Raw genomic sequence first — 18235 nt, forward strand, 5'->3', positions numbered from 1 at the left:
GGCAGGCTGACATCCAGCTGCGGACACCGCGACAAGATTCCGCTCAGCCGCGCGGCTCCCGCCAGGCCGACGGAGCACGCGATTCTCCTGATCGGCCATTGACATACCGAGATCACATGCGCGGACCTGCCGCTCGCCGAGCGCAGCACCCGGCGCAGTCGTCACGCTGCGCGTCGCCGCCCGCGCCGGCTCTACGGCGCGGGCTGCGGCAGATCGGCCCGTACGATCCGGCGAGTGGCGCGGACGCCGTGCGGCCGTGTTCGCCGGCCCCGCACCCACGAGAGGGAAGGTAGCCGTTCGAGCCGGGCCGGGACCGGAGCCCGCGGGAGCGGGCGGGACCCGGCCGCGCCGGAAGCGGGAAGCGGGACATGCGCGGCTCTCAGGGTTTTCGGTGTACGGCCAGCATCGCGATGTCGTCCGCCGGTTGCTCGACGCCGAGCAGCGTCATGATGTTGGCGCAGGTCTCCTCGGCCGAGCCGGGGTGCACGGCGGCGGCCAGGCGTCGGATGCCCTCGTCGATGATCTCGGTGCGGCGTTCGACCAGGCCGTCGGTGTAGCAGATCAGCAGGCCGCCGGGCGGTAGCGGGACCGGGGTGGTGCGGCGCGCGAATCGGCTCGGGCGCAGGCCGAGGGGCGCGTCGACGGGGACGGTGACCGGGGCGGCGACGTGGCCGGGGGCGGCGAGGACCGGGGGGAGGTGGCCGGCCAGCGAGAGGTGGGCCTCGGTGCGGCCGGGGGTGATCACGGCGTAGGCGACGGTGGTGAGGTTGCCGGCCTCGAAATGGTGAACCTTGTGGTCCAGGTGGGTGAGGACGGTGGCCGGGTCGGCGGAGGTGAGGGCGTAGGCGCGCAGCGCGCTGCGCAGGCGGCCCATCACGACGGCGGCGGCCAGACCGTGGCCGGAGACGTCGCCGATGACCAGGCCCAGGCGGTCGCCGGGGAGCGGGAACACGTCGTACCAGTCGCCGCCGACACCGGCGTCGTGGCCGGGGACGTACCGGGCGGCCAGCTCCAGGCCGGGTACGACGGGCAGCCGCGTGGGCAGCAGGCTGCGTTGCAGCGCGAGCGCGGCCTCGTGGTCGAGGCGGCGGGTGCCGGTGACGGTGGCGGCCCCGACCCGGTCGGCACACAGGGCGAGCAGTTCGACGTCCTCGGGCGTGAACCGGCGTGGCGTGCGGGTGCCGACGTGCAGCACGCCGACCACGTCGCCGCCGGCGAACACCGGCACACCGAGCAGCGACCGTACGCCGGCGTCGGCCAGGACGGGGCTGGCCACGTCCGCGCGGGTGACCTCGGGGATCATGACGGGTGCGCCGGTCGACGCGACGCGGCCGGCGAAACCGGCGCCGAACGGAACCCGGATGCGGCGGCGCACCTCCTCCTCCAGGCCCTTGGCGGCGACGACGGCCAGCTGGCGGGCGTGCCGGTCGAGCATCAGCACCACGGCGGTGTCGGTGCCGAGCACGGTGCGGGCGCGGTCGAGCAGGACGTCGATCAGTTCCGCGCCGCGCAGCCGGGACAGGCCGCTGTCGGCCAGCGTCTGCAGGCGGCGCAGGCGCTGCTCCACATCGACATCCCTGGGCGCCGGCACGTGCCTGATTTTACGGCCGCTGACCCCGGCCGGAGGGGATGGCACGGGGGCCCGGGACCGGCCGCTCGCTCACCCGCCGGCGGACCTCGGCCAGCAGGTCGGCCTGGGCGCGCCAGTCCGGGCCGGCGACGCCCGCGACCAGATGCGTGGCGCCGGCGGCCGCGTACTCCGCGACACGGTCGGCGGCCTCGGCCGGGTCACCGGTGAGCGGGATCTCCGCCGCGTCGCGGGCGGTGTGCCGGTAGGTGGCGGCGATCCCGGTGGCCAGGTCGTCGCGGGACGGTGTGCCGGGCGCCCGGCCGAGCGCGGCGAGCGCCCCGATCGTGATCACCGGCTCCGGGCGCCCGGCCGACCTGGCCGTAGCGCGCAGCCGTTCCCGGCCCGCGGCCAGCACGGCCGGCGTGATCAGCGACGGGAACCAGCCGTCCCCGAGCGTGGCCGCGCGGTGGATCGCGACCGCGGAGGCGTTGCCGATCCACAGCGGCGGCACGTCCACGCCGGGCGCGAGCGTCACCGGCTCGCCGTCCGGCGGCGTCACCGGATCACCGGTCAGCAGCCCGGGCAGCAGGCGCAGCGCGGCGTCGGTGCGGGGGCCGCGCTCGCGGAACGGGACGCCGGCCGCGGCCCACTGTGCCGGGCCGCCGCCGGAGCCGATACCCAGCAGCAGCCGGCCGCCGGAGATCAGCTGAAGGCTCGCGACCGCTTTCGCGGCCCAGATCAACGGCCGGATCGCCGGTACGAACACGGCCGCGCCGACGCCGATCCGGTGGGTCGCGGTCGCGGCGACGGCCAGTGCGATCGTGCACTCCACGGTCGGCACGCCGGTCGCCAGGTGGTCGCCGTGCCAGACGCTGTCCAGGCCGGCGTCCTCCGCGTGCCGGGCCGCGGTGGCCAGGTCCAGCCCGTCGCGGCGCTGCACCTCGGCCGACGGCAGGACGACACCGATCCTCATCCGGTCAGCACGACCTTGCCGCGGCCGTGGCCGGTCTCGACCTCGCGGTGCGCGGCCGCGGCCTCGGACATCGGGTACGTACGGCGGATCGGGAAGCGCAGCCCACCGGCGGCGTAGAGGGCGGCGAGTTCGGCGAGGCGGGCGGCGGAGCGCAGGTTCTCGGTGGTCCGGATGCCGAGTTCGGGCGCGCGGCCGTGGTCGACCAGCGTGAGGATGCGCAAGCGGTCCGCGCACAGGTCCAGCGACAGGTCGAGCGCCTCGCCCCCGGCGCCGTCCAGCACCAGCGCGGCGCCGTCGGGGAGCAGCGGGCGGAGACGGTCGGCGAGGCCGGGGCCGTAGACGACCGGTTCCACGCCGAGTGAGCGCAGGTAGTCCTGGTTGGCGGCGCTCGCCGTACCCACGACCCGGGCCTGTGATCGTCGGGCCAGCTGGACGGCGACGCCGCCGACGGCTCCGGCGGCGCCGTGCACGAGCAGCGTCTCGCCCGGCTTCGGGGCGAGCAGTTCCAGTGCGATGTGGGCGGTCTGGGCGGCGCCGCTCAGGCCACCGGCGACCGCCCACGGCACCGCGGCCGGTTTCGCGGTCAGCTGGGTCGCGGGGACCACGATGTACTCCGCGGCCGCGCGCATGAAACCGAAGCCGAGCACCTCGTCACCCGTCCGGAAGTCGCCGCCGGGCTGGTCGACCAGGCCGGCGAACTCGTTGCCGGGGATGCCGGGCAGGCCAGGTTCCAGCCAGGCGGGGGTGAACCCGCCCCGGACCGCGCAGTCGATCGGCTGGACGCCGGCCGCGAGCACCCGGACGCGCACCTCCCCCGGCCCGGCCTGCGGTGTCTCGACGTCGTCCCATTCCAGGACCTCGGGACCACCGGTCCGCCGGTACAGCGCTGCCTTCATCTCTCCCCCTCGGTCGCCGGTGGCCAGTGTCGAACCTCAACCGAGGATGAGGTCAAGGCGCACGGAACAGTTCGTCCGGGCCGAGGAACGCGGCCACGAACCGCGGGTCGAGGTGGCTCCAGCCGGGTTCGGAGGAACTCGTCGACGGACGCGGTCAGCGGCCCGCGGGCCGGCTCGGGCAGCCCGTCGACGACGCCGGCGAGGGCCTGGCGGAACAACGGGTGCTGCTCGATGACGAAGACGGCGGCCGCATTCATCTGCGGTACTCCTGTCGTGCGGCCGCGCTCGCGGTCACCAGGTAGTAGCGGGCGGCACCGCCGACGTCCTCGGTGCGCAGCACCTGGCCGGAACGGCTGCGCAGGTCGCCGAGCCGGGGACCGGGCGCGTCCGCGGCGAGGACCCCCGCTGAGCGTCGCTCTCAGGATCGGCTGTGATACTCCGTACCCGCTGGTCGTGCACATGATCGGGGTTCACGGGCGGCCGACTGGAGGAGACGCGCGGCATGACGGTGGACATCACGGCACCCGCACCTGCGGAAACGCGGCCGCGGTTCGCGGGTCGCGGGCTTGCCGGGCTGTGGCGCGCGGTCGCGGCCGTGACCGGCGGCGCCACGCCGTCGCAGCGGGCCGACGGCGGACCGTCTGACGGCCGGCGGGCTGATGGCCGCCAGGCTGACGGCCGCCGGGCCGCGCGGGCGGGGCGGGTGGGACCGTGGTGGGCCGGGCCGGCGCGGGTGGCCGTGGCCGTGACCGGCGGCGTCGTGATGGACCTGGGCTTTCCGGGGCTGGACTGGTGGCCGCTGACGCTGGCCGGCGTGGCGCTGGTGCTCGCGGCCGTCGACGGGGTGCGCTTCCGGGCCGGTGCGGGGCTCGGGCTGCTGGCCGGGCTGGCGTTCTACCTGGTGCACGTGTCGTGGAGCGGGCTGTACCTGGGGCCGGTGCCGTGGTTCGCGCTGTCCGCGTCGCAGGCGGCGAGTTTCGCGGTGGGTTGTGGGTTGATCGCGGTCGCGTCCCGGCTGATCGGCGCGGTGCTGCCGGGCCGGCGTGCGGCGTTCGTGCTGTATCCGCTGCTGGTGGCCGGTTTGTGGGTGACCCGGGAGGAGGTCGCGTCCCGCTGGCCCTACCACGGGTTCTCCTGGGGGCGGGTCGGTTTCTCGCACAGCGAGGGCCCGCTCGCGCCGCTGCTGTCCTGGGTCGGCACGTCCGGTCTGTCGTTCGTCCTGGTCGCGATCGCCGCGGCCGCCTTCCAGATCGTCCGTGCGACGGTCCGCTCATGGCGGGCCCGAACAGCTGAGGGCCAGGATCCGGACGTCACACCGACCGCCGAACCGGACGTTCCCGGCGCACCCGGTTCGGTGCCTGGCGCACCCGGTCCGGGCGTGCTGGGCACGCCCGATCCGGACGTGACTGACGCACGAGAGCCGAATATATTGACGGTGCGTGATCGGGCCGTGGCGACCGCGGAAAGCCCGGACAGCCCGGACAGAGCGGTGGCTGACGCGCAAGACATGTTGACGGCACGTGTGGACATGTTGACTGCACCTGACGCGGAAACGTTGACTGCACGGGACCCTCACATATCGACCGCACGAGCCATGAGCGCATCCACCGCGCGGCCCACGGGTGCGCCGGATTCCCGGGCCGCGGGCCCGGTGCGCCGGCTCCCCCGCGTCGCCGGCGCCCGCGCGCTGCCGCTGCCGGCGCTGGCCGGCTGGTCGTTCGCGGTGTTCGCGCTCGCGTTGGTGCCGGTCGCGCACATACCCGCGACCGGGGAGATCACGGTGGCCGCGGTGCAGGGCAACGGGCCGGCCGGATACTTCACGAAGAAGACGCGCGGGGACCTGCTGGCCGCGCAGGAGCTGGCCACCGCTCCGCTGCTGGGCCAGGACGTCGACGTGGTGGTCTGGCCGGAGGACGGCGCGGACCTCGACCCGCTGCGCTACCCGGAGGGGCGGATCCGGATCCAGCAGCTCACCGAGGCGATGGACGCGCCGCTGGTCTTCGGCACCATCACGAAACGGGACGACCGGTACTACAACACCAGCCTGGCCTGGGAGCCGGGCGCGTCCGCGCCGTCGGATCACTACGACAAGAAGCGGCCGGTGCCGTTCGGCGAGTACGTGCCGGACCGCGCGTTCTACGCCGCGATCGTGCCGGACCTGATCGGCATGGTCGCCCGCGACTACGTGCCCGGCACCCGCGAGGGCGTGCTCGAGGTGTCCGGGATGCGGCTCGGCTCCGCGATCTGCTTCGACATCACCGCCGACGACGTGATCGCCGACCTGCCGGTACGCGGCGCCCAGGTGATCCTGGCCCAGTCCAACAACGGCGACTTCGGCACCACGGACGAGAGCGTGCAGCAGCTCGCGATCGCCCGGATCCGCGCGATCGAGACCGGCCGCGACGTCGTCAACGTCTCCACGGTCGGCACCAGCGCGATCATCGCGGCGGACGGCAGCACGATCGACCGGCTGCCCACGTTCCAGGCCGGTGCCATGGTCCGAACCGTGACGCTTCGGGACGGCCTGACGCCCGCCACCCGACTCCGCGGCATCCTGCCGCTCACGCTGGCCGCCGCGTCGCTGCTCACCCTGGCCGCGCTCGCCGCGCTCCGGATGCGGCGCGCGTCCCGCTGAGCATCAGAGGCGGGAGCTGCCGGCGCCGCTTGCCGCAAGCGGCGCCACCCACGGCCGGCGCAACACCCGGACGGCGCCGATCCACCGCCGGCTGCGGCCGGCGCGACACCCCGAGCCGCGCGAGCCGCGGGCAGCGGGTTTCCGAAGTGTTGCCGGGGGATTTCTCAGGCGATAGGTTTGCGGACATTGACATGCCTCGCTGCGATCGAGGGAGTTCCGCATGGCCGTGATCAGCCGTCGTCTCGTCCTGACCGCCGGAGCGGGTGCCGCCGCCGGTCTTGCCCTGCCCGGTGCCGCCGCCGGGCACGCCACGACCGTGCGGTTCCGGCTCGACGCACGGACGCTCGACGGCGGTGAGCAGGTCGTCTCGGTCACGCTCGGCACGGCGCGGCTCGGGACGATCGATCCGGCGAGCCTGACGCCGGGCACGTTCAGCGTGCACGCCACCGCGACCAGCCCGCTGCCGAACACCGCCGGCCTCTACGACCTGGACCGCACCGTGACCGAGGCCCGCCTCGACCGGCACGGCGACGTGGTGCTCACGCTGGCGCACGGCGAGGGGGTACCCGGCGGCAACACGCTCGGCTACGTGCTCGACCGCGGCCGCAACGTCCGGCTCGGCCTGACGTACACGATCACGCAGAACGCGCCGCTCCGGCTGCGCCACGGCCGGCCGGTCACGATCGCCGGCTTCACGCAGGGCCGGCTCGCCGATCCGGAGGTGGACGCGTTCGGTCACCACGAGTCCGCGTCCGGCATGAAGTACCGGCTCTACTCCCCCGGCCGCCGGTCCGGCCGGCGGCCGCTGATCGTGTGGCTGCACGGCGGTGGCGAGGGCGCGTCACTGCCCGACGGCTACTACGACAACGAGACCCAGCTGCGCGCGAACCGCGGCGCGCTCGGCTTCGCCACCCCCGAGGCCCAGAAGATCTTCTCCGGCGCGTACGTGGTGGCGCCGCAGAGCACGTCGTTCTGGATGCAGGACGGTGACCGGTTCGCACCGCTGATCCGGGAGATCATCGACGAGGTCGCCCGCCGCCACCCGGTCGACCGTTCCCGCATCCACGTCGTGGGCTGCAGCAACGGCGGCTACATGAGCCTGAAGATGACCACGGTCTACCGTGACCTGTTCGCCTCCTCGGTACCGGTCTGCGGTGTGGTCATGCCGCTCGGCGGCACCGGCACGCCGCCGCTGATCCCGGACGCGGAGCTGACCGCGATCACCACGCCGACGTGGCTGGTCACGTCGATGGACGACCCCACGGTCCCGCCGGTGCCGAACACCGTGCACGCGGCCGACCTGATCCCCGGCGCGCTCCGCACGCTCTACGACCAGGTCGTCCGGGACGGCTACCGGTTCAACGGCCACTGGTCCTGGATCTACGTCGCCCGCAACGACCCGAGCGTCGACGGCACCCGCATCTGGCAGTGGATGTCGCGGCAGCGCGCCTGATCACGGCCGCCAGCCGGTCGCCCACAGCGCCGCCGCCGGCCCGAACAGCGGCTCCGGGAGGCGTTCGAGGTCCGCCCACCAGCGCCACTCGTACGCCTTCTCCGGCTCCCGCAGCTCCGGTTCGCCGTCCGCCTCGACCAGGTGGTGCAGCGTGACGTAGTGCAGGCCGCTCTCCGGGAACAGATCGCTGGTCCAGCGGATCGGCACCACCCGGGTTGCCCGCAACCCGGTCTCCTCGTGCAGTTCCCGCCCCACGGTCACCGCCGGTTCCTCACCGGCGTCCACCTTCCCGCCGGGAAATGCCCAGGTCCCGTTCCCGTGCGTACCACGCCGCCGGCCGAGCAGGACACCCCCGTCCCGGAGCACCACGGCGCTGACTCCGACGAACGGCCCTCGAAACGATGCAGACATCCTGAGATCATGACGCGGCGGGCGATGGCGCCGGCACTCGTCGGTGTACCGGCGCAGGAACCGGGCGGTGTGCCGGTGCCGCGACCGCCGTACGTGCGTGGTGGAGACGCCGTGGTGCTCCAGCCAGGCCGCGTACGCGTCGAAGTCCCGCCCGGCCGCGGCGACCAGGGTCGCGGTGGCACCGAGCCGGCGCATGCCGAGCGCGATGTTGGCCGCCACCCCGCCCCGCCGCACCTCCAGCTCGTCGACCAGGAAGGACAGCGAGATCTGGTCGATGCGGCCGGGAACGATGACGTGCATCGCGACGATGTTCTTCGCCACCCAGCGCATGTCGTAGGCCGCGCTGCGGTCCACCTTCGACGGGTCCTTGCCGGAGAACGCGCCGCCGCCGTGCCGGGCGTATCCGCCGTACGTGTCAACGATGATCTTCCGGCCGGTGAGTCCGGCGTCGCCCATCGGCCCGCCGACCTCGAATGCCCCGGTCGGGTTGACCAGCCGCCGGTACCCGTCCACGTCCAGGCCGAGCTGACCCGGCCCGCCCGGCACGGCAAACCCGACAGCACCGGCGCAGAAGGTGTCGGGTGACCGGGACCGTACACGCCGCACGATGGGGGCATGGACGGCCCGACCCTGATTTCCCGCTTCCTCGCGCCGGAGCTGACCGCGGCGTCCGCCCACCGGCCACTCGCGCTCGCCCCCGGGTCACCCGGCGATGTGTTCCTGTGCCATCCGTCCCTGGGACACGCGGCACAGCCGCACCACGGGACCCGGCCGCGCTTCCTGGCCCAGCCGCCGCTGTTGCCGGCCGCACCGTACGAACCGGAGCGCGGCGACGGCGCGCACTCACCCGTCGAGCGCGCGATCCGCCGCGGCCCCGGCCTGGACGATCCGGATCTCGACGGTGACCGGTAGCCGCGGCCGGCGGGTGAGCGTCCGCAACGCGCGTTTCCAGCAGTGGGCGGCCCTCCTGCGGAACCGGGCCACGCGCCGGCGTCGCGGCGAGTTCCTCGTGCAGGGCGTACGCCCGATCGCCATGGCCGTCGCACACGGGTGGCACGTGCGGGAGCTGCTCCACGACGACGGCGCCGCGCTGTCCGGCTGGGCACGCGAGACCCTGCACACGGTCCAAGCCGAGACCGTCGCCGTCTCCCGCGACCTGATGCACGAACTGGGCGGCAAGGCGGACACGGTGCCGGAGCTGCTGGCCGTGGTCGCGCTGCCGGAGGACGACCTGTGCCGCATCCCGGCCGGGCCGGCCATGCTCACCGTCGTCTTCGACCGGCCCACCAGCCCCGGTAACGTCGGGACCCTGATCCGGTCCGCGGACGCGTTCGGCGCCTCCGGCGTCATCGTCACCGGCCACGCCGCCGACGTGTACGACCCGAAGGCGGTCCGGGCCAGCACCGGCTCACTGTTCGCGCTTCCCGTGGTTCGGATGCCCACGCACCAGGACGTCCTGTCCTGGGTCGCGGACGTCCGTGCCGCCGGTGCCGGCGTACGCGTCGTGGGGACCGATGAGCACGGCCCGCTCGATGTCGCCGGGTACGACTTCACGCAGCCCACGCTGCTCGTGATCGGCAACGAGACCACCGGTCTCAGCGCCGGCTGGCGGGCGGCCTGCGACCGGCTCGTCCGGATCCCGATGTCCGGGTCCGCCAGTTCCCTGAACGCGGCGGCGGCCGCGACCGTCGCGCTGTACGAATCGGCACGCCAGCGGCGATCCGGTTACTGAAGGGTCCCGGCGGCAGGATGCCACCGGGACCTTTCACGCCATGTCCTTACCGCGCCGGTTCGATCCAGATGTTGCGGTACTGGACCTTGTTACCGTGGTCCTGGAGGCGGATCGCGCCGGTGGACGGGCCCTCCGGGATGTTGCCGCCGGTACCGGCCGGGATCTCCACGTTGTCGTGAATCTTCTTGCCGTTCCAGACGACCGTGATGCGCGCGTTCTCGGTCTTGACGCCGGCCGCGTCGTAGCGGGCCGCGCGGAACGTGATGTCGTACGTCTGCCACGTCTCCGGTGCGGTGGCCGCGTTCACGTCCGGCGGCTTCAGCTGGTAGATCGCGCCGGCCTCGTTGTTGTTCAGCGTGGTGTCGCCGAACGAGTCGAGGATCTGCAGCTCGTAGCGCTCCTGCTGGTAGACGCCGCTGTTACCGCGGTCCTGGCCGGTGACGTCCGGCGGCAGCAGCGGCACCTTGAACTCGACGTGCAGCTTGTAGTCGCCGTACGCGTCCTTGGTGCGCAGGTCGCCGCAGCACACCTCGGTCGCCTTCGCCGCGGGCAGGACCGGCCACTGCGGACGGCGGCCGTCCGTGTGCTGCCAGTTGTCCAGCGACGCGGCCGTACCGTCGAAGAGCGTGACCCGCTTGCCGTTCCACTCGCGGACGCTGATCAGGTCGAGGTTGACGTGGCCGGTGTCGAGCGCGTCCACCCGGTACTGGACGGTGTTGGCGCCCCTGCGCAGGTTGAGCTTCTCGGTGACGGTCGCCCATTCCTCCCAGGTGACGGTGGACGGCAGCGACACCTGCTTCACCTTGCGCCCGTTGACGTGCACGCTGACCGTCTTGGTGCCGCTGAACGGGTCCGGGCCGTTGGAGTAACGCAGCCCGACCGCGTAGTCGCCGGCCTTGTCCACGTTGACGTGCACGGTGGTGGACGCGTTGAGCTTGCCGAAGCCGGCGGTGAAGCCGATGCCGGAGTAGCCGCGGTGGTCGGTGGCCAGCGACGCGCCGCCCTCCCGGTTGCCCTCCTCGGCCTCGTAGTAGACCTGCTGCACCTTCTTGCCGGGCAGCTCGTTCATCGTGTACCACGCCTCGGTGCTCCACAGCGTCTCACCGTCCTGGGCCGCGAACGGGCGCGGCGAGCGCAGGTGGACGACGCGGTCGCGGCGCAGGCCGGGCACGGTCAGCGTGACGGTCTTCCGGTCGGAGGACACCTTCGCGCCGGTCACCTGGAGCGTCTCGGTGTCGACCTCCGGGCCGCCGTACTGCGCGGTCGGCACGTACCGCCACTGCTCCAGCTGGTACGCCGTGGGCAGCTTCGCGATCGTGGCGTCGGACAGCGGCTCGGTGTACTCGAGCTTGAAGCCGCCCTCGACCGCCTTCATCGTCTTCATGTCGAAGACGGAGGTCTTGTTCGGCGTGAGCTTCTGCAGCCCGAAGCGGAGCTTGCCCTCCTGGCCCCAGTTGCCGTCCGCGCCGAGCCCGCCGACGTAGATCGCGCCGTCCGGGCCGACCGACACGCGGTTGATGCCGGCCTCGAGGCCCTGCGTGTGCCGGAACACCGCGCCCTGCTCGACGCCGTTGACGGTCTCCAGCGCGGCGCGCTGCAGCCCGCCGTAGGTGACGTCACCGATCAGGAGCTGGCCACGGTACGTCCCGGAGTCCAGCAGCACCGGCGTGCTCGGCGAGTTGCCGATCTGGTTCTGCGGCAGCCACAGCACCGGCCGGGTCGGCGCCTTCGCGTCGAACGGGCCGTCCGGGTTCATGTAGTGGTGGTAGAACGCACCGTCCTGGATCTTGATCAGCTTCGACGACGGCAGCCAGCCACCCTGGTTGTCGGTCACGTAGATGGAGTTGTTCGGTCCCCAGCCGATGCCGTTCGGCGTGCGCAGGCCGCCGGCGACCGCGGTCACCTCGCCGCTCTTGCGGTCCACCACGATGTGCGTGCCACGCCCGCCGACCGGCTGCGGGTCGGTGGTCGCGCCGCCGTAGTTGATCGACACGGAGAGGTTCAGGTAGAACTTCCCGTTCCGGTACAGCAGCCCGAACGCGAACTCGTGGAAGTTGCCGCCGAACGGCCAGGTGGCCACGGTCCGCCGGGTGTCCAGGATGTCGTCTTTGTTGGTGTCGCGCAGCTCGGTCAACTCGTGCTTCTGCGACACGTAGACCATGCCGTCGACCACGGCCACGCCCATCGGCTCCTTGAGCCCGTCGGCGATCTTCTTGTACGTGACGCTGTCCGGCCCGGTCCTCCCGGTCACGTTCTCGACCAGGTACACCTCGCCGGCGACGGTGTCCGACCCGCCCCAAGTGGTGATCACCATCTTCTTGTCCGGCCGCCACGCGATGCCGCTCACCTGCGGCTCGAAGCCCGGCGGGCGCAGGTTCGCCAGGTCGTACCCGGGGTTGACCGCGTTCAGCGGCAGGCCGTCGCCGGGCGTGTCGGTGCCGGACACGCACTCCTTGCGGCCCGGCGCGGTCACCCGCACCACGCCCGCGTCCGTGGTCAGCGCGCTGTTCGGCACGGTCACGAACTCACCCGCGCCGGGGGTACGCCAGGCGAGCCGCAGTTCCTGGCCGCCGTCCCGCTCGAAGTGCTCGATCCGCAGCGGGTGCACGCCCGCGGTCAGGTCGATCGTGCCCTCCTTCGGCGGATCGACGCCGTGCAGCCCGTCGTGGTCGATGACGAGCTTGTCATCGACGTACAGCTTCGAGCCGTCGTCGCTGGTCAGCCGGAACGTGTAGGCACCGGCGGACGGCGCGGTCAGGTTCGCGATCGCGTGCGTGACGAAGTTGGACTGGAGCCCGAAGTCGGCGTCGGTGGACCAGTCGATCGTGGGCATCAGCTTGTCCACGTTGGGCGTCTGCCCCGGCTTGAGTTCGCAGACCTTGCTGAGCGGCAGCCCGATGTCGTACGTCCGGAGCGTCACCCCCGGCTCCTGCGCTGGCGGGTCGACCGCGAACGCCGGTGTGGGCGTCGCTATCAGACTCGTGACGATCACGGCGGCCACGGACAGACGTTTTCTCATCTGCGCTCCCGGGTTACGGGTGTGATTCAGGGCTGTGAACATCCTGAAGCACTTCCGTCAGTACGTCTATATCTTTCGATCGTGCGGATTCAACTTTTTCCCGGACCGTTCAAAAGTACGGTCAAACAGGACAGATGCCCGCGGTCCAGGTGCTCTCACCCGGAATTCCAGCGGTTCTCCAGCGGCACGCGGACGGTGCGGGAGCACGTCCACTCACCACCGTGGAGGTATCGATGACACCGCTGTACCGCCTCGCCGCGGCGCTCCTCGTGGCGAGGCGGCACGCTGGATGCTCGGCGACATCTCGGCGCGCGACTACGTCGAGCACACATGACCGCGGCCCCGGCCGGGCAGCGTGTTCGCGGCCGTGGCCGGTGGCGTACCGGCCCACACCTCGGCAATCAGCGCGTCCGTCGTCACGAGGTGCCCCGCGTGCGCGACCAGGTGCCCGAGCACGGTCCGCGCCTTCGCGCCCGGCATCAACCCGTCCCGCCCGCCGTAACGCACCGTCAAGGGTCCCAGCACGAAAAGCTGCACCCGGCCGGGTTTCCATCGGAACCCGGCCGGGAGATCAGAGCGTTCGATTCCGGACAGTCCGTATCAGGCGGCCCGCTCCGGCATCACGGCCGCGGCCCGGCGGCGGGGCGTCCACCAGTTCACGTCACCGAGCAGCGTCATCACGGCCGGGACCAGCAGGCCGCGGATCACCGTGGCGTCGACCGCGATCGCCACGGCCAGGCCGAGGCCCATCATCTTGATCACCGGTTCGTCGCCGAGCACGAAACTCGCGAACACGCACACCATGATCAGCGCGGCCGAGGTGATCACCACACCGGTCTCGGCCAGGCCGTCCCGAACCGCGCGGCGGTTGTCCCCGGTCCGGTCCCAATGCTCGCGGACCGCGGTGAGCAGGAAGACCTCATAGTCCATGGACAGTCCGAAGAGCAGGGCGAACAGCATCATCGGTACGTACGCCTCGATCGGCACCGGGCCGTCCAGCCCGATCAGCGCCGCGCCCCACCCCCATTGGAACACCGCGGTCAGCGCGCCGTAGGCCGCGGCCACGGACAGCAGGTTCATCAGCGCCGCCTTCGCCGCGACCACCGGCGCCCGGAACGCGACCAACACCAGCAGGCCGCTGAGCAGCACCACCACCACGATCACCAGCGGCATCCGGTCCGCGACGCGGCCGGCCAGCTCGCCGCGGATCGCGGTCTGCCCGGTGACCGAGACTGACACTCCGGCTACGTCCAGCGCGGCCAGCCGGCCGGCCGTGTCCAGCGTGGCCGGGTCGGACGGCGCGGTGTCCGGGATGACGCGCACGGACGCGACCTGCCCGTCCGGGGCCAGCCGGGGCGGGTTCGCCCGCGCCACGCCGGGCACGCCCGCCACCGCGCCGGCCAGCGCCGCCAGCCGCGGGTCGCCCGGTCCGGTGGCGGCCGGGCTCAGCTCGGCGACCACGGTGAGCGGTCCGTTGATGCCGGGCCCGAACGCCGCGGCCATCGCGTCGTATCCGGCCCGCTCGGCCGAGGACACGGGCTTGTCACCGGCGTCGGTCTGGCCCAGCGTCATCGCCGCGGCGGGCGCGGCCAGCGCGAGCAGCAGCAGGCCGCTGGTCAGCGCGTACCGCCAGGGGCGGCGGATCACCCGGCCGGCCAGCCGGCCCCACCCGGACTCGCGCCCGGCGCGGGCCCGGCGCACCGGCAGCGCGTCGACGCGCGTGCCGAGCAGCGTGAGCAGCGCCGGCAACAACGTGGTGGCGGACGCGACCGCGACCACCACGACGAGCCCGGCCGTCCAGCCGAGCGTGGCCAGGATCGGTATGCCGGCCACGCCCAGCCCGCACAGCGCCACCACCACGGTCCCGCCGGCGAAGACGATCGCGCTGCCGGACGACGCCACGGTCTCGGTGATCGCGTCCCGCACGTCGCGCCCGCGGGCCAGCAGCGCCCGGTAACGGGTGATCAGGAACAGTGCGTAGTCGATGCCGACGCCGAGACCGATCATCGTGCCGAGCGTGGTCGCCACGGACGGGATGCCGGTCAGGTGCCCGGCCAGGCCGATCGCGCCGATCCCGGCGACCAGCACGATCGCGGCGGTGACGAGCGGCAGCGCGGCCGCGACCAGGCCACCGAACGCGACGACGAGCACGGCCAGCGCGACCGTGACGCCGATCAGCTCGCTGTGCCCGGTGCTGTTCCGCGCGCGGGTCAGCGCGCCGCCGGGCAGCGTCTCCAGGCCGGGTGTCGCGGCCGCGTCCATCACGTCCACGGTCGTCGCCCGGGTCAGCTCCTGCGGGCCGACGTCCAGCGCCACGTCCAGGTACCCGGTGCGGCCGTCCGTGCCGAGCACCGGCGGGCCGACCGAGTCGACGTGCTCCACCGCGCGGATCCGGTCCGCGGACCGGGCGATCCCGGCCGCGACCGCGGGGTCGTCCAGGCGCGCACCGGCCGAGCGCAGGATCACCTGGCCGGTCGCGTTGCCCGCACCGGCGAAGTGCGCCTCCAGCACGTCGCGGCCGTGCTGGCCGGTGCTGCCGGGCAGCGTGGCGTCCTCGTCGACCGGCCGGCCGAACGCCAGCACCAGCGCGGCGACCGTGACGGTGAGCAGCAGCCAGGCGGCGATCACCGGCCACGGACGGCGGGTGGTGAAGCGTCCGCACCGGGTCATCACCCGGTGCATCGCGCCGCTCTCGATCGTGCTCATCCGTCCGTACCCCCACAGGTGTTGTCGTTGTCGTCGTCGTCGCGGCCGGCGCCGAGGTCGAGGCCGGTGCCGGCCACCGTGAGCAGCAGGCCGCCGGCGGTCGCGGAGATCCGCTGGTAGGCGAGGCCGTCCGGGAGCGTGGGCAGCGGGACCGTGCGCGCGGCGGCCAGGCCGTCCGGCAGGCGGGACGCGGGCACGCGCAGGCCCAGGCCGGTCAGCTCGATCTCGCCGGGCGTGACGGTCAGCCCGTTGCCGTCCACGGCCAGGTCCGCGTACACGGTGGCGGGCATGGTCAGACCGCGGACCGGCACCGACGTGGTGATGGTGAGCCGGCCGCCGTCCCCGCCGAACTCGGCGCCGGGCAGCCCCCGGCCGGACAGGACCGTGTACGGCAGCACGGCGCTCGCGGTCAGTGCGTCCACGGACGTGCCCCGCAGGCCGCGCGCCTCCACGCGCACCTGATCGAGCGTCAGGTCGCGGACCGTCACCCGGTCCGCGCGCAGGCCGGCGCCGTCGAACTCGCCGCGCACCAGCTGGGTCAGGAACGGGAAGCCGCGGACCGTCACGTCCACGTCGCCGGTGGTCCCGGCCGCGCAGCTCAGCCGCGCCGCCAGCCGGTCACCGGCCAGGGCCGCCGCGACCCGGTCGGCCACGAGGAGCGCGGCCAGTGCGGCGACGGCAGCGGCCACGATCACGGTCTTCGAAGGTCTTCTGGGCACCGCGACATGCCACCAGCCGCGGATGCCGGGCCGGTGCGAGCAGGATGAGAGTTCGTCGTGAGATCAGCGCGGCAGCGTGAACCACACGGTGGAGCCGTCGGCGCCGGTCTCGCCGCCGTGCGCGCGCACCACCGCGGCCACGATCGCGAGCCCCAGCCCGGCGCCGTCCGGCCCGGAACGCGCGGCGCCGGCCCGCCAGAACCGGTCGAACGCGTGCGTGGCCGCCGCCGCGTCCAGGCCGGGCCCGTCGTCGGTGACCGCCACCCGGACCCGGTCCGGCGAGTCCGTCACCGTGACCCGCGCGGCCGTGCCCGGCGGCGTGTGCGCGCGCACGTTGCCGAGCAGGTTCGCCAGCACCCGGCGCAGTGAGTCCTCGTCGCCGGTGAGCACGCAGCGGTCCGGCGCGGCCACGGTCAGCGGGCGGTCCGGCTCCACCGCGGCCGCGTCCGCGACCGCGTCCCGGGCCAGCGCGGCCAGATCGACCGGCCCGTGCCGGACCGGCGGCTCCGCGTCCAGCCGGGCCAGGTAGAGCAGCGACGTGACCAGCGCGCTCATCCGGTTCGCCTCCTGCTCCAGCCGGCGCAGCACGTCCGGCCGGTCGTTCAGATCCACCACGCCGGTACGGATCAGCTGCAGATAACCGCGGATCGCGGTGACCGGCGTGCGCAGTTCGTGCGAGGCGTCCGCCACGAAGTCGCGCATCCGCGCCTCCGAGCGTTCCCGGGCGGCCAGCGCGGCCTGGATCCGGGACAGCATGCCGTTGACCGCGCCGGTCAGCCGCCCGACCTCGGTCCGCGGGCCGTGCGGCGGATCCGGCACCCGCCGGTCCAGGTGCCCGTCGGCGAGCTCGGTGGCGGCCGTCGCGATCTCGTCGAGCGGGCGCAGCCGCCGGATCAGCAGCCACCGGCCGAACACGGCGAGCACGGCCAGCACGGCCAGCGAGGTGGTCGCGGCGACCACGGCCAGCCGGGTCACCGTGTCCCCGGCCCGGTCCAGCGGCAACGCGACCAGGATCGTCAGGCCGCGATCGTGGACCACCACGGCGCGGAAGCCGGCCACGTTCTGCGGGTCCGGGTCGTCCGGGTCGGCGCGGTCGAGCAGCGGGCGGGACGGCAGCGGGACCGTGCCCATCAGGCGTAGCGTGCCGATCCGGTCACCGCGCACCTCGATCAGGAACTCGGTCGGCGAGATGATCTCCCGGACCGTCTGCGGACGGCGTTCCGGCGGCAGCGTGTCCAGCTGATAGCGGTGCCGGGCCAGCTCCGCCGCGGCCCGCAGCTGGTCGTCGGTGCGGTGAATCAGATAGGCGTGCAGCACCACCGCGGCCGTGCCGGTCACGACCAGCAGGCCGAGCGCGGTCAGCCCGGTCATCGCCAGCAGCAGCGAACGGCGCAGCGTCACGGCCGGGCCGCCCGCAGCGCGTAGCCGAAGCCGCGGTGCGTGACCAGCAGCGGCGGGCCGAGCGGATCGAGTTTGCGGCGCAGATACCCGACGTAAGTGTCCACCACGTTGGAACCGGCGTCCAACTCGTACTCCCAGACCGCCCGGTAGATCTGCGCGCGCGACAGCACCCGGCCCGGGTTCTCCAGGAAGTAGCGCAGCAACCGCAGCTCGGTCGGGGACAACCGCACCTCCCGGCCCGCCCGGCGCACCTCCAGCGTGTCCGGGTGCAGCTCCAGGTCGGCGTACCGCAGCGTCGGGTCCCGCTCCGGCGGCGCGGCGCGGGCCCGGCGCAGCACCGCACGTACGCGGGCCAGCAGCACGTCCATGTCGAACGGCTTCGTGATCCAGTCGTCGCCGCCGTAGGCGAGCCCGGCGACCTCGTCCGCGCGGGCGTCGCGCGCGGTCAGGAACACGATCGCGGCGTCCGACCCGGCCGCGCGCAGCCGCCGGCACACGTCCATGCCGTCGCCGTCCGGCAGCATCACGTCCAGCAGGATCAGATCCGGGCGGTACGCGGACGCGGCCTCGACCGCGCCGGCCGCGCTCGTCGCCGCATGCACGGTGAAGCCGTGGAACTCCAGCACGGTACGGAGGAGATCCACCAGGTTCGGCGCGTCGTCGACGACGAGGATGCGGGCGGTCATGATGCGGCCATGACATCACGGTTACGTGTGAACC

General features: G+C 73.3%; 14 protein-coding genes and 1 pseudogene. 4 read left to right on the forward strand and 11 right to left on the reverse strand.

Translation table 11 applies throughout. The annotated features are described in order from the left end of the window. Positions 1–379: 379 nt before the first annotated feature. From J2S42_RS03440 to J2S42_RS03450, 3 genes are read right to left on the reverse strand one after another with little or no spacing between them, the layout of a single operon-like run. Positions 380–1591 (reverse strand): PP2C family protein-serine/threonine phosphatase, encoded by a 1212-nt coding sequence (locus J2S42_RS03440; RefSeq protein WP_307235109.1) that lies wholly within the window; start codon positions 1589–1591, stop codon positions 380–382. 10 nt (positions 1592–1601) lie between these two features. After that, complete coding sequence (locus J2S42_RS03445) at positions 1602–2543, reverse strand: LLM class flavin-dependent oxidoreductase (RefSeq protein WP_307235110.1); 942 nt, start codon at positions 2541–2543, stop codon at positions 1602–1604. Then, positions 2540–3439, reverse strand: a complete 900-nt coding sequence (locus tag J2S42_RS03450; protein ID WP_307235111.1) for an NADP-dependent oxidoreductase — start codon at positions 3437–3439, stop codon at positions 2540–2542. Before J2S42_RS03450 ends, J2S42_RS03445 begins: the two co-directional genes overlap by 4 nt. 502 nt (positions 3440–3941) lie before the next feature. On the opposite strand from J2S42_RS03450, the gene lnt reads away from it, so the two are divergent. Together lnt and J2S42_RS03460 are read left to right on the forward strand one after the other, a co-directional pair. Next, positions 3942–6074, forward strand: coding sequence for an apolipoprotein N-acyltransferase (gene lnt, locus J2S42_RS03455; protein ID WP_307235112.1), 2133 nt, complete (start codon positions 3942–3944; stop codon positions 6072–6074). A 220-nt stretch (positions 6075–6294) separates the two neighbouring features. After that, positions 6295–7527 carry a prolyl oligopeptidase family serine peptidase gene (locus tag J2S42_RS03460; RefSeq protein ID WP_307235114.1) on the forward strand — a complete coding sequence of 411 codons (1233 nt, stop codon included), beginning with the start codon at positions 6295–6297 and terminating at the stop codon, positions 7525–7527. Here J2S42_RS03460 and J2S42_RS03465 read toward each other — a convergent pair whose 3' ends face one another. Beyond that, positions 7528–8238, reverse strand: a complete 711-nt coding sequence (locus J2S42_RS03465) for a PfkB family carbohydrate kinase (protein WP_307248609.1) — start codon at positions 8236–8238, stop codon at positions 7528–7530. Then, a pseudogene (locus tag J2S42_RS03470) lies at positions 8239–8463 on the reverse strand (methionine adenosyltransferase domain-containing protein); the annotation flags it as partial. Between the two features lie 90 nt (positions 8464–8553). Between J2S42_RS03470 and J2S42_RS03475 the strand changes: the two are divergent. Both J2S42_RS03475 and J2S42_RS03480 read left to right on the forward strand, forming a co-directional pair. Next, the gene (locus J2S42_RS03475; RefSeq protein WP_307235116.1) at positions 8554–8850 is read left to right on the forward strand and encodes a hypothetical protein; all 297 of its coding nucleotides are present in this window, start codon (positions 8554–8556) and stop codon (positions 8848–8850) included. Next, complete coding sequence (locus J2S42_RS03480; protein WP_307235118.1) at positions 8840–9670, forward strand: TrmH family RNA methyltransferase; 831 nt, start codon at positions 8840–8842, stop codon at positions 9668–9670. The genes J2S42_RS03475 and J2S42_RS03480 overlap by 11 nt, the downstream gene beginning before the upstream one ends. Before the next feature lie 46 nt (positions 9671–9716). On the opposite strand, the gene J2S42_RS03485 is transcribed toward J2S42_RS03480, so the two are convergent. The 6 genes from J2S42_RS03485 to J2S42_RS03510 form a co-directional block, all read right to left on the reverse strand. Then, a complete protein-coding gene (locus tag J2S42_RS03485) occupies positions 9717–12689 on the reverse strand; it encodes a 3-keto-alpha-glucoside-1,2-lyase-like domain-containing protein (RefSeq protein WP_307235120.1) in 2973 nt (990 codons plus the stop codon). Positions 12690–13004: 315 nt separating this feature from the next. Further along, on the reverse strand, positions 13005–13214 hold the full coding sequence (locus J2S42_RS03490) for an AfsR/SARP family transcriptional regulator (RefSeq protein WP_307235122.1): 210 nt from the start codon (positions 13212–13214) through the stop codon (positions 13005–13007). Positions 13215–13289: 75 nt separating this feature from the next. Next, positions 13290–15395: an MMPL family transporter gene (locus J2S42_RS03495; RefSeq protein WP_307235124.1), complete on the reverse strand. Its 2106-nt coding sequence runs from the start codon at positions 15393–15395 to the stop codon at positions 13290–13292. Beyond that, the gene (locus J2S42_RS03500; protein WP_307235126.1) at positions 15392–16114 is read right to left on the reverse strand and encodes an LmeA family phospholipid-binding protein; all 723 of its coding nucleotides are present in this window, start codon (positions 16112–16114) and stop codon (positions 15392–15394) included. The genes J2S42_RS03495 and J2S42_RS03500 overlap by 4 nt, the downstream gene beginning before the upstream one ends. Before the next feature lie 63 nt (positions 16115–16177). Continuing rightward, the gene (locus J2S42_RS03505) at positions 16178–17515 is read right to left on the reverse strand and encodes a sensor histidine kinase (RefSeq protein ID WP_307235128.1); all 1338 of its coding nucleotides are present in this window, start codon (positions 17513–17515) and stop codon (positions 16178–16180) included. After that, positions 17512–18201 (reverse strand): response regulator transcription factor, encoded by a 690-nt coding sequence (locus J2S42_RS03510; RefSeq protein WP_307235130.1) that lies wholly within the window; start codon positions 18199–18201, stop codon positions 17512–17514. The genes J2S42_RS03505 and J2S42_RS03510 overlap by 4 nt, the downstream gene beginning before the upstream one ends. Positions 18202–18235 lie beyond the last annotated feature (34 nt).

The organism is Catenuloplanes indicus (assembly GCF_030813715.1).
GTDB lineage: Bacteria > Actinomycetota > Actinomycetes > Mycobacteriales > Micromonosporaceae > Catenuloplanes > Catenuloplanes indicus.

Bases quoted from the DNA above. Each gene is read 5' to 3' on its own strand.
- J2S42_RS03445 (WP_307235110.1), bottom strand. From the start codon at position 2,543: ATGAGGATCGGTGTCGTCCTGCCGTCGGCCGAGGTGCAGCGCCGCGAC.
- J2S42_RS03450 (WP_307235111.1), bottom strand. From the start codon at position 3,439: ATGAAGGCAGCGCTGTACCGGCGGACCGGTGGTCCCGAGGTCCTGGAA.
- lnt (WP_307235112.1), top strand. From the start codon at position 3,942: ATGACGGTGGACATCACGGCACCCGCACCTGCGGAAACGCGGCCGCGG.
- J2S42_RS03460 (WP_307235114.1), top strand. From the start codon at position 6,295: ATGGCCGTGATCAGCCGTCGTCTCGTCCTGACCGCCGGAGCGGGTGCC.
- J2S42_RS03465 (WP_307248609.1), bottom strand. From the start codon at position 8,238: ATGCACGTCATCGTTCCCGGCCGCATCGACCAGATCTCGCTGTCCTTC.
- J2S42_RS03475 (WP_307235116.1), top strand. From the start codon at position 8,554: ATGGACGGCCCGACCCTGATTTCCCGCTTCCTCGCGCCGGAGCTGACC.
- J2S42_RS03485 (WP_307235120.1), bottom strand. From the start codon at position 12,689: ATGAGAAAACGTCTGTCCGTGGCCGCCGTGATCGTCACGAGTCTGATA.
- J2S42_RS03495 (WP_307235124.1), bottom strand. From the start codon at position 15,395: ATGAGCACGATCGAGAGCGGCGCGATGCACCGGGTGATGACCCGGTGC.
- J2S42_RS03510 (WP_307235130.1), bottom strand. From the start codon at position 18,201: ATGACCGCCCGCATCCTCGTCGTCGACGACGCGCCGAACCTGGTGGAT.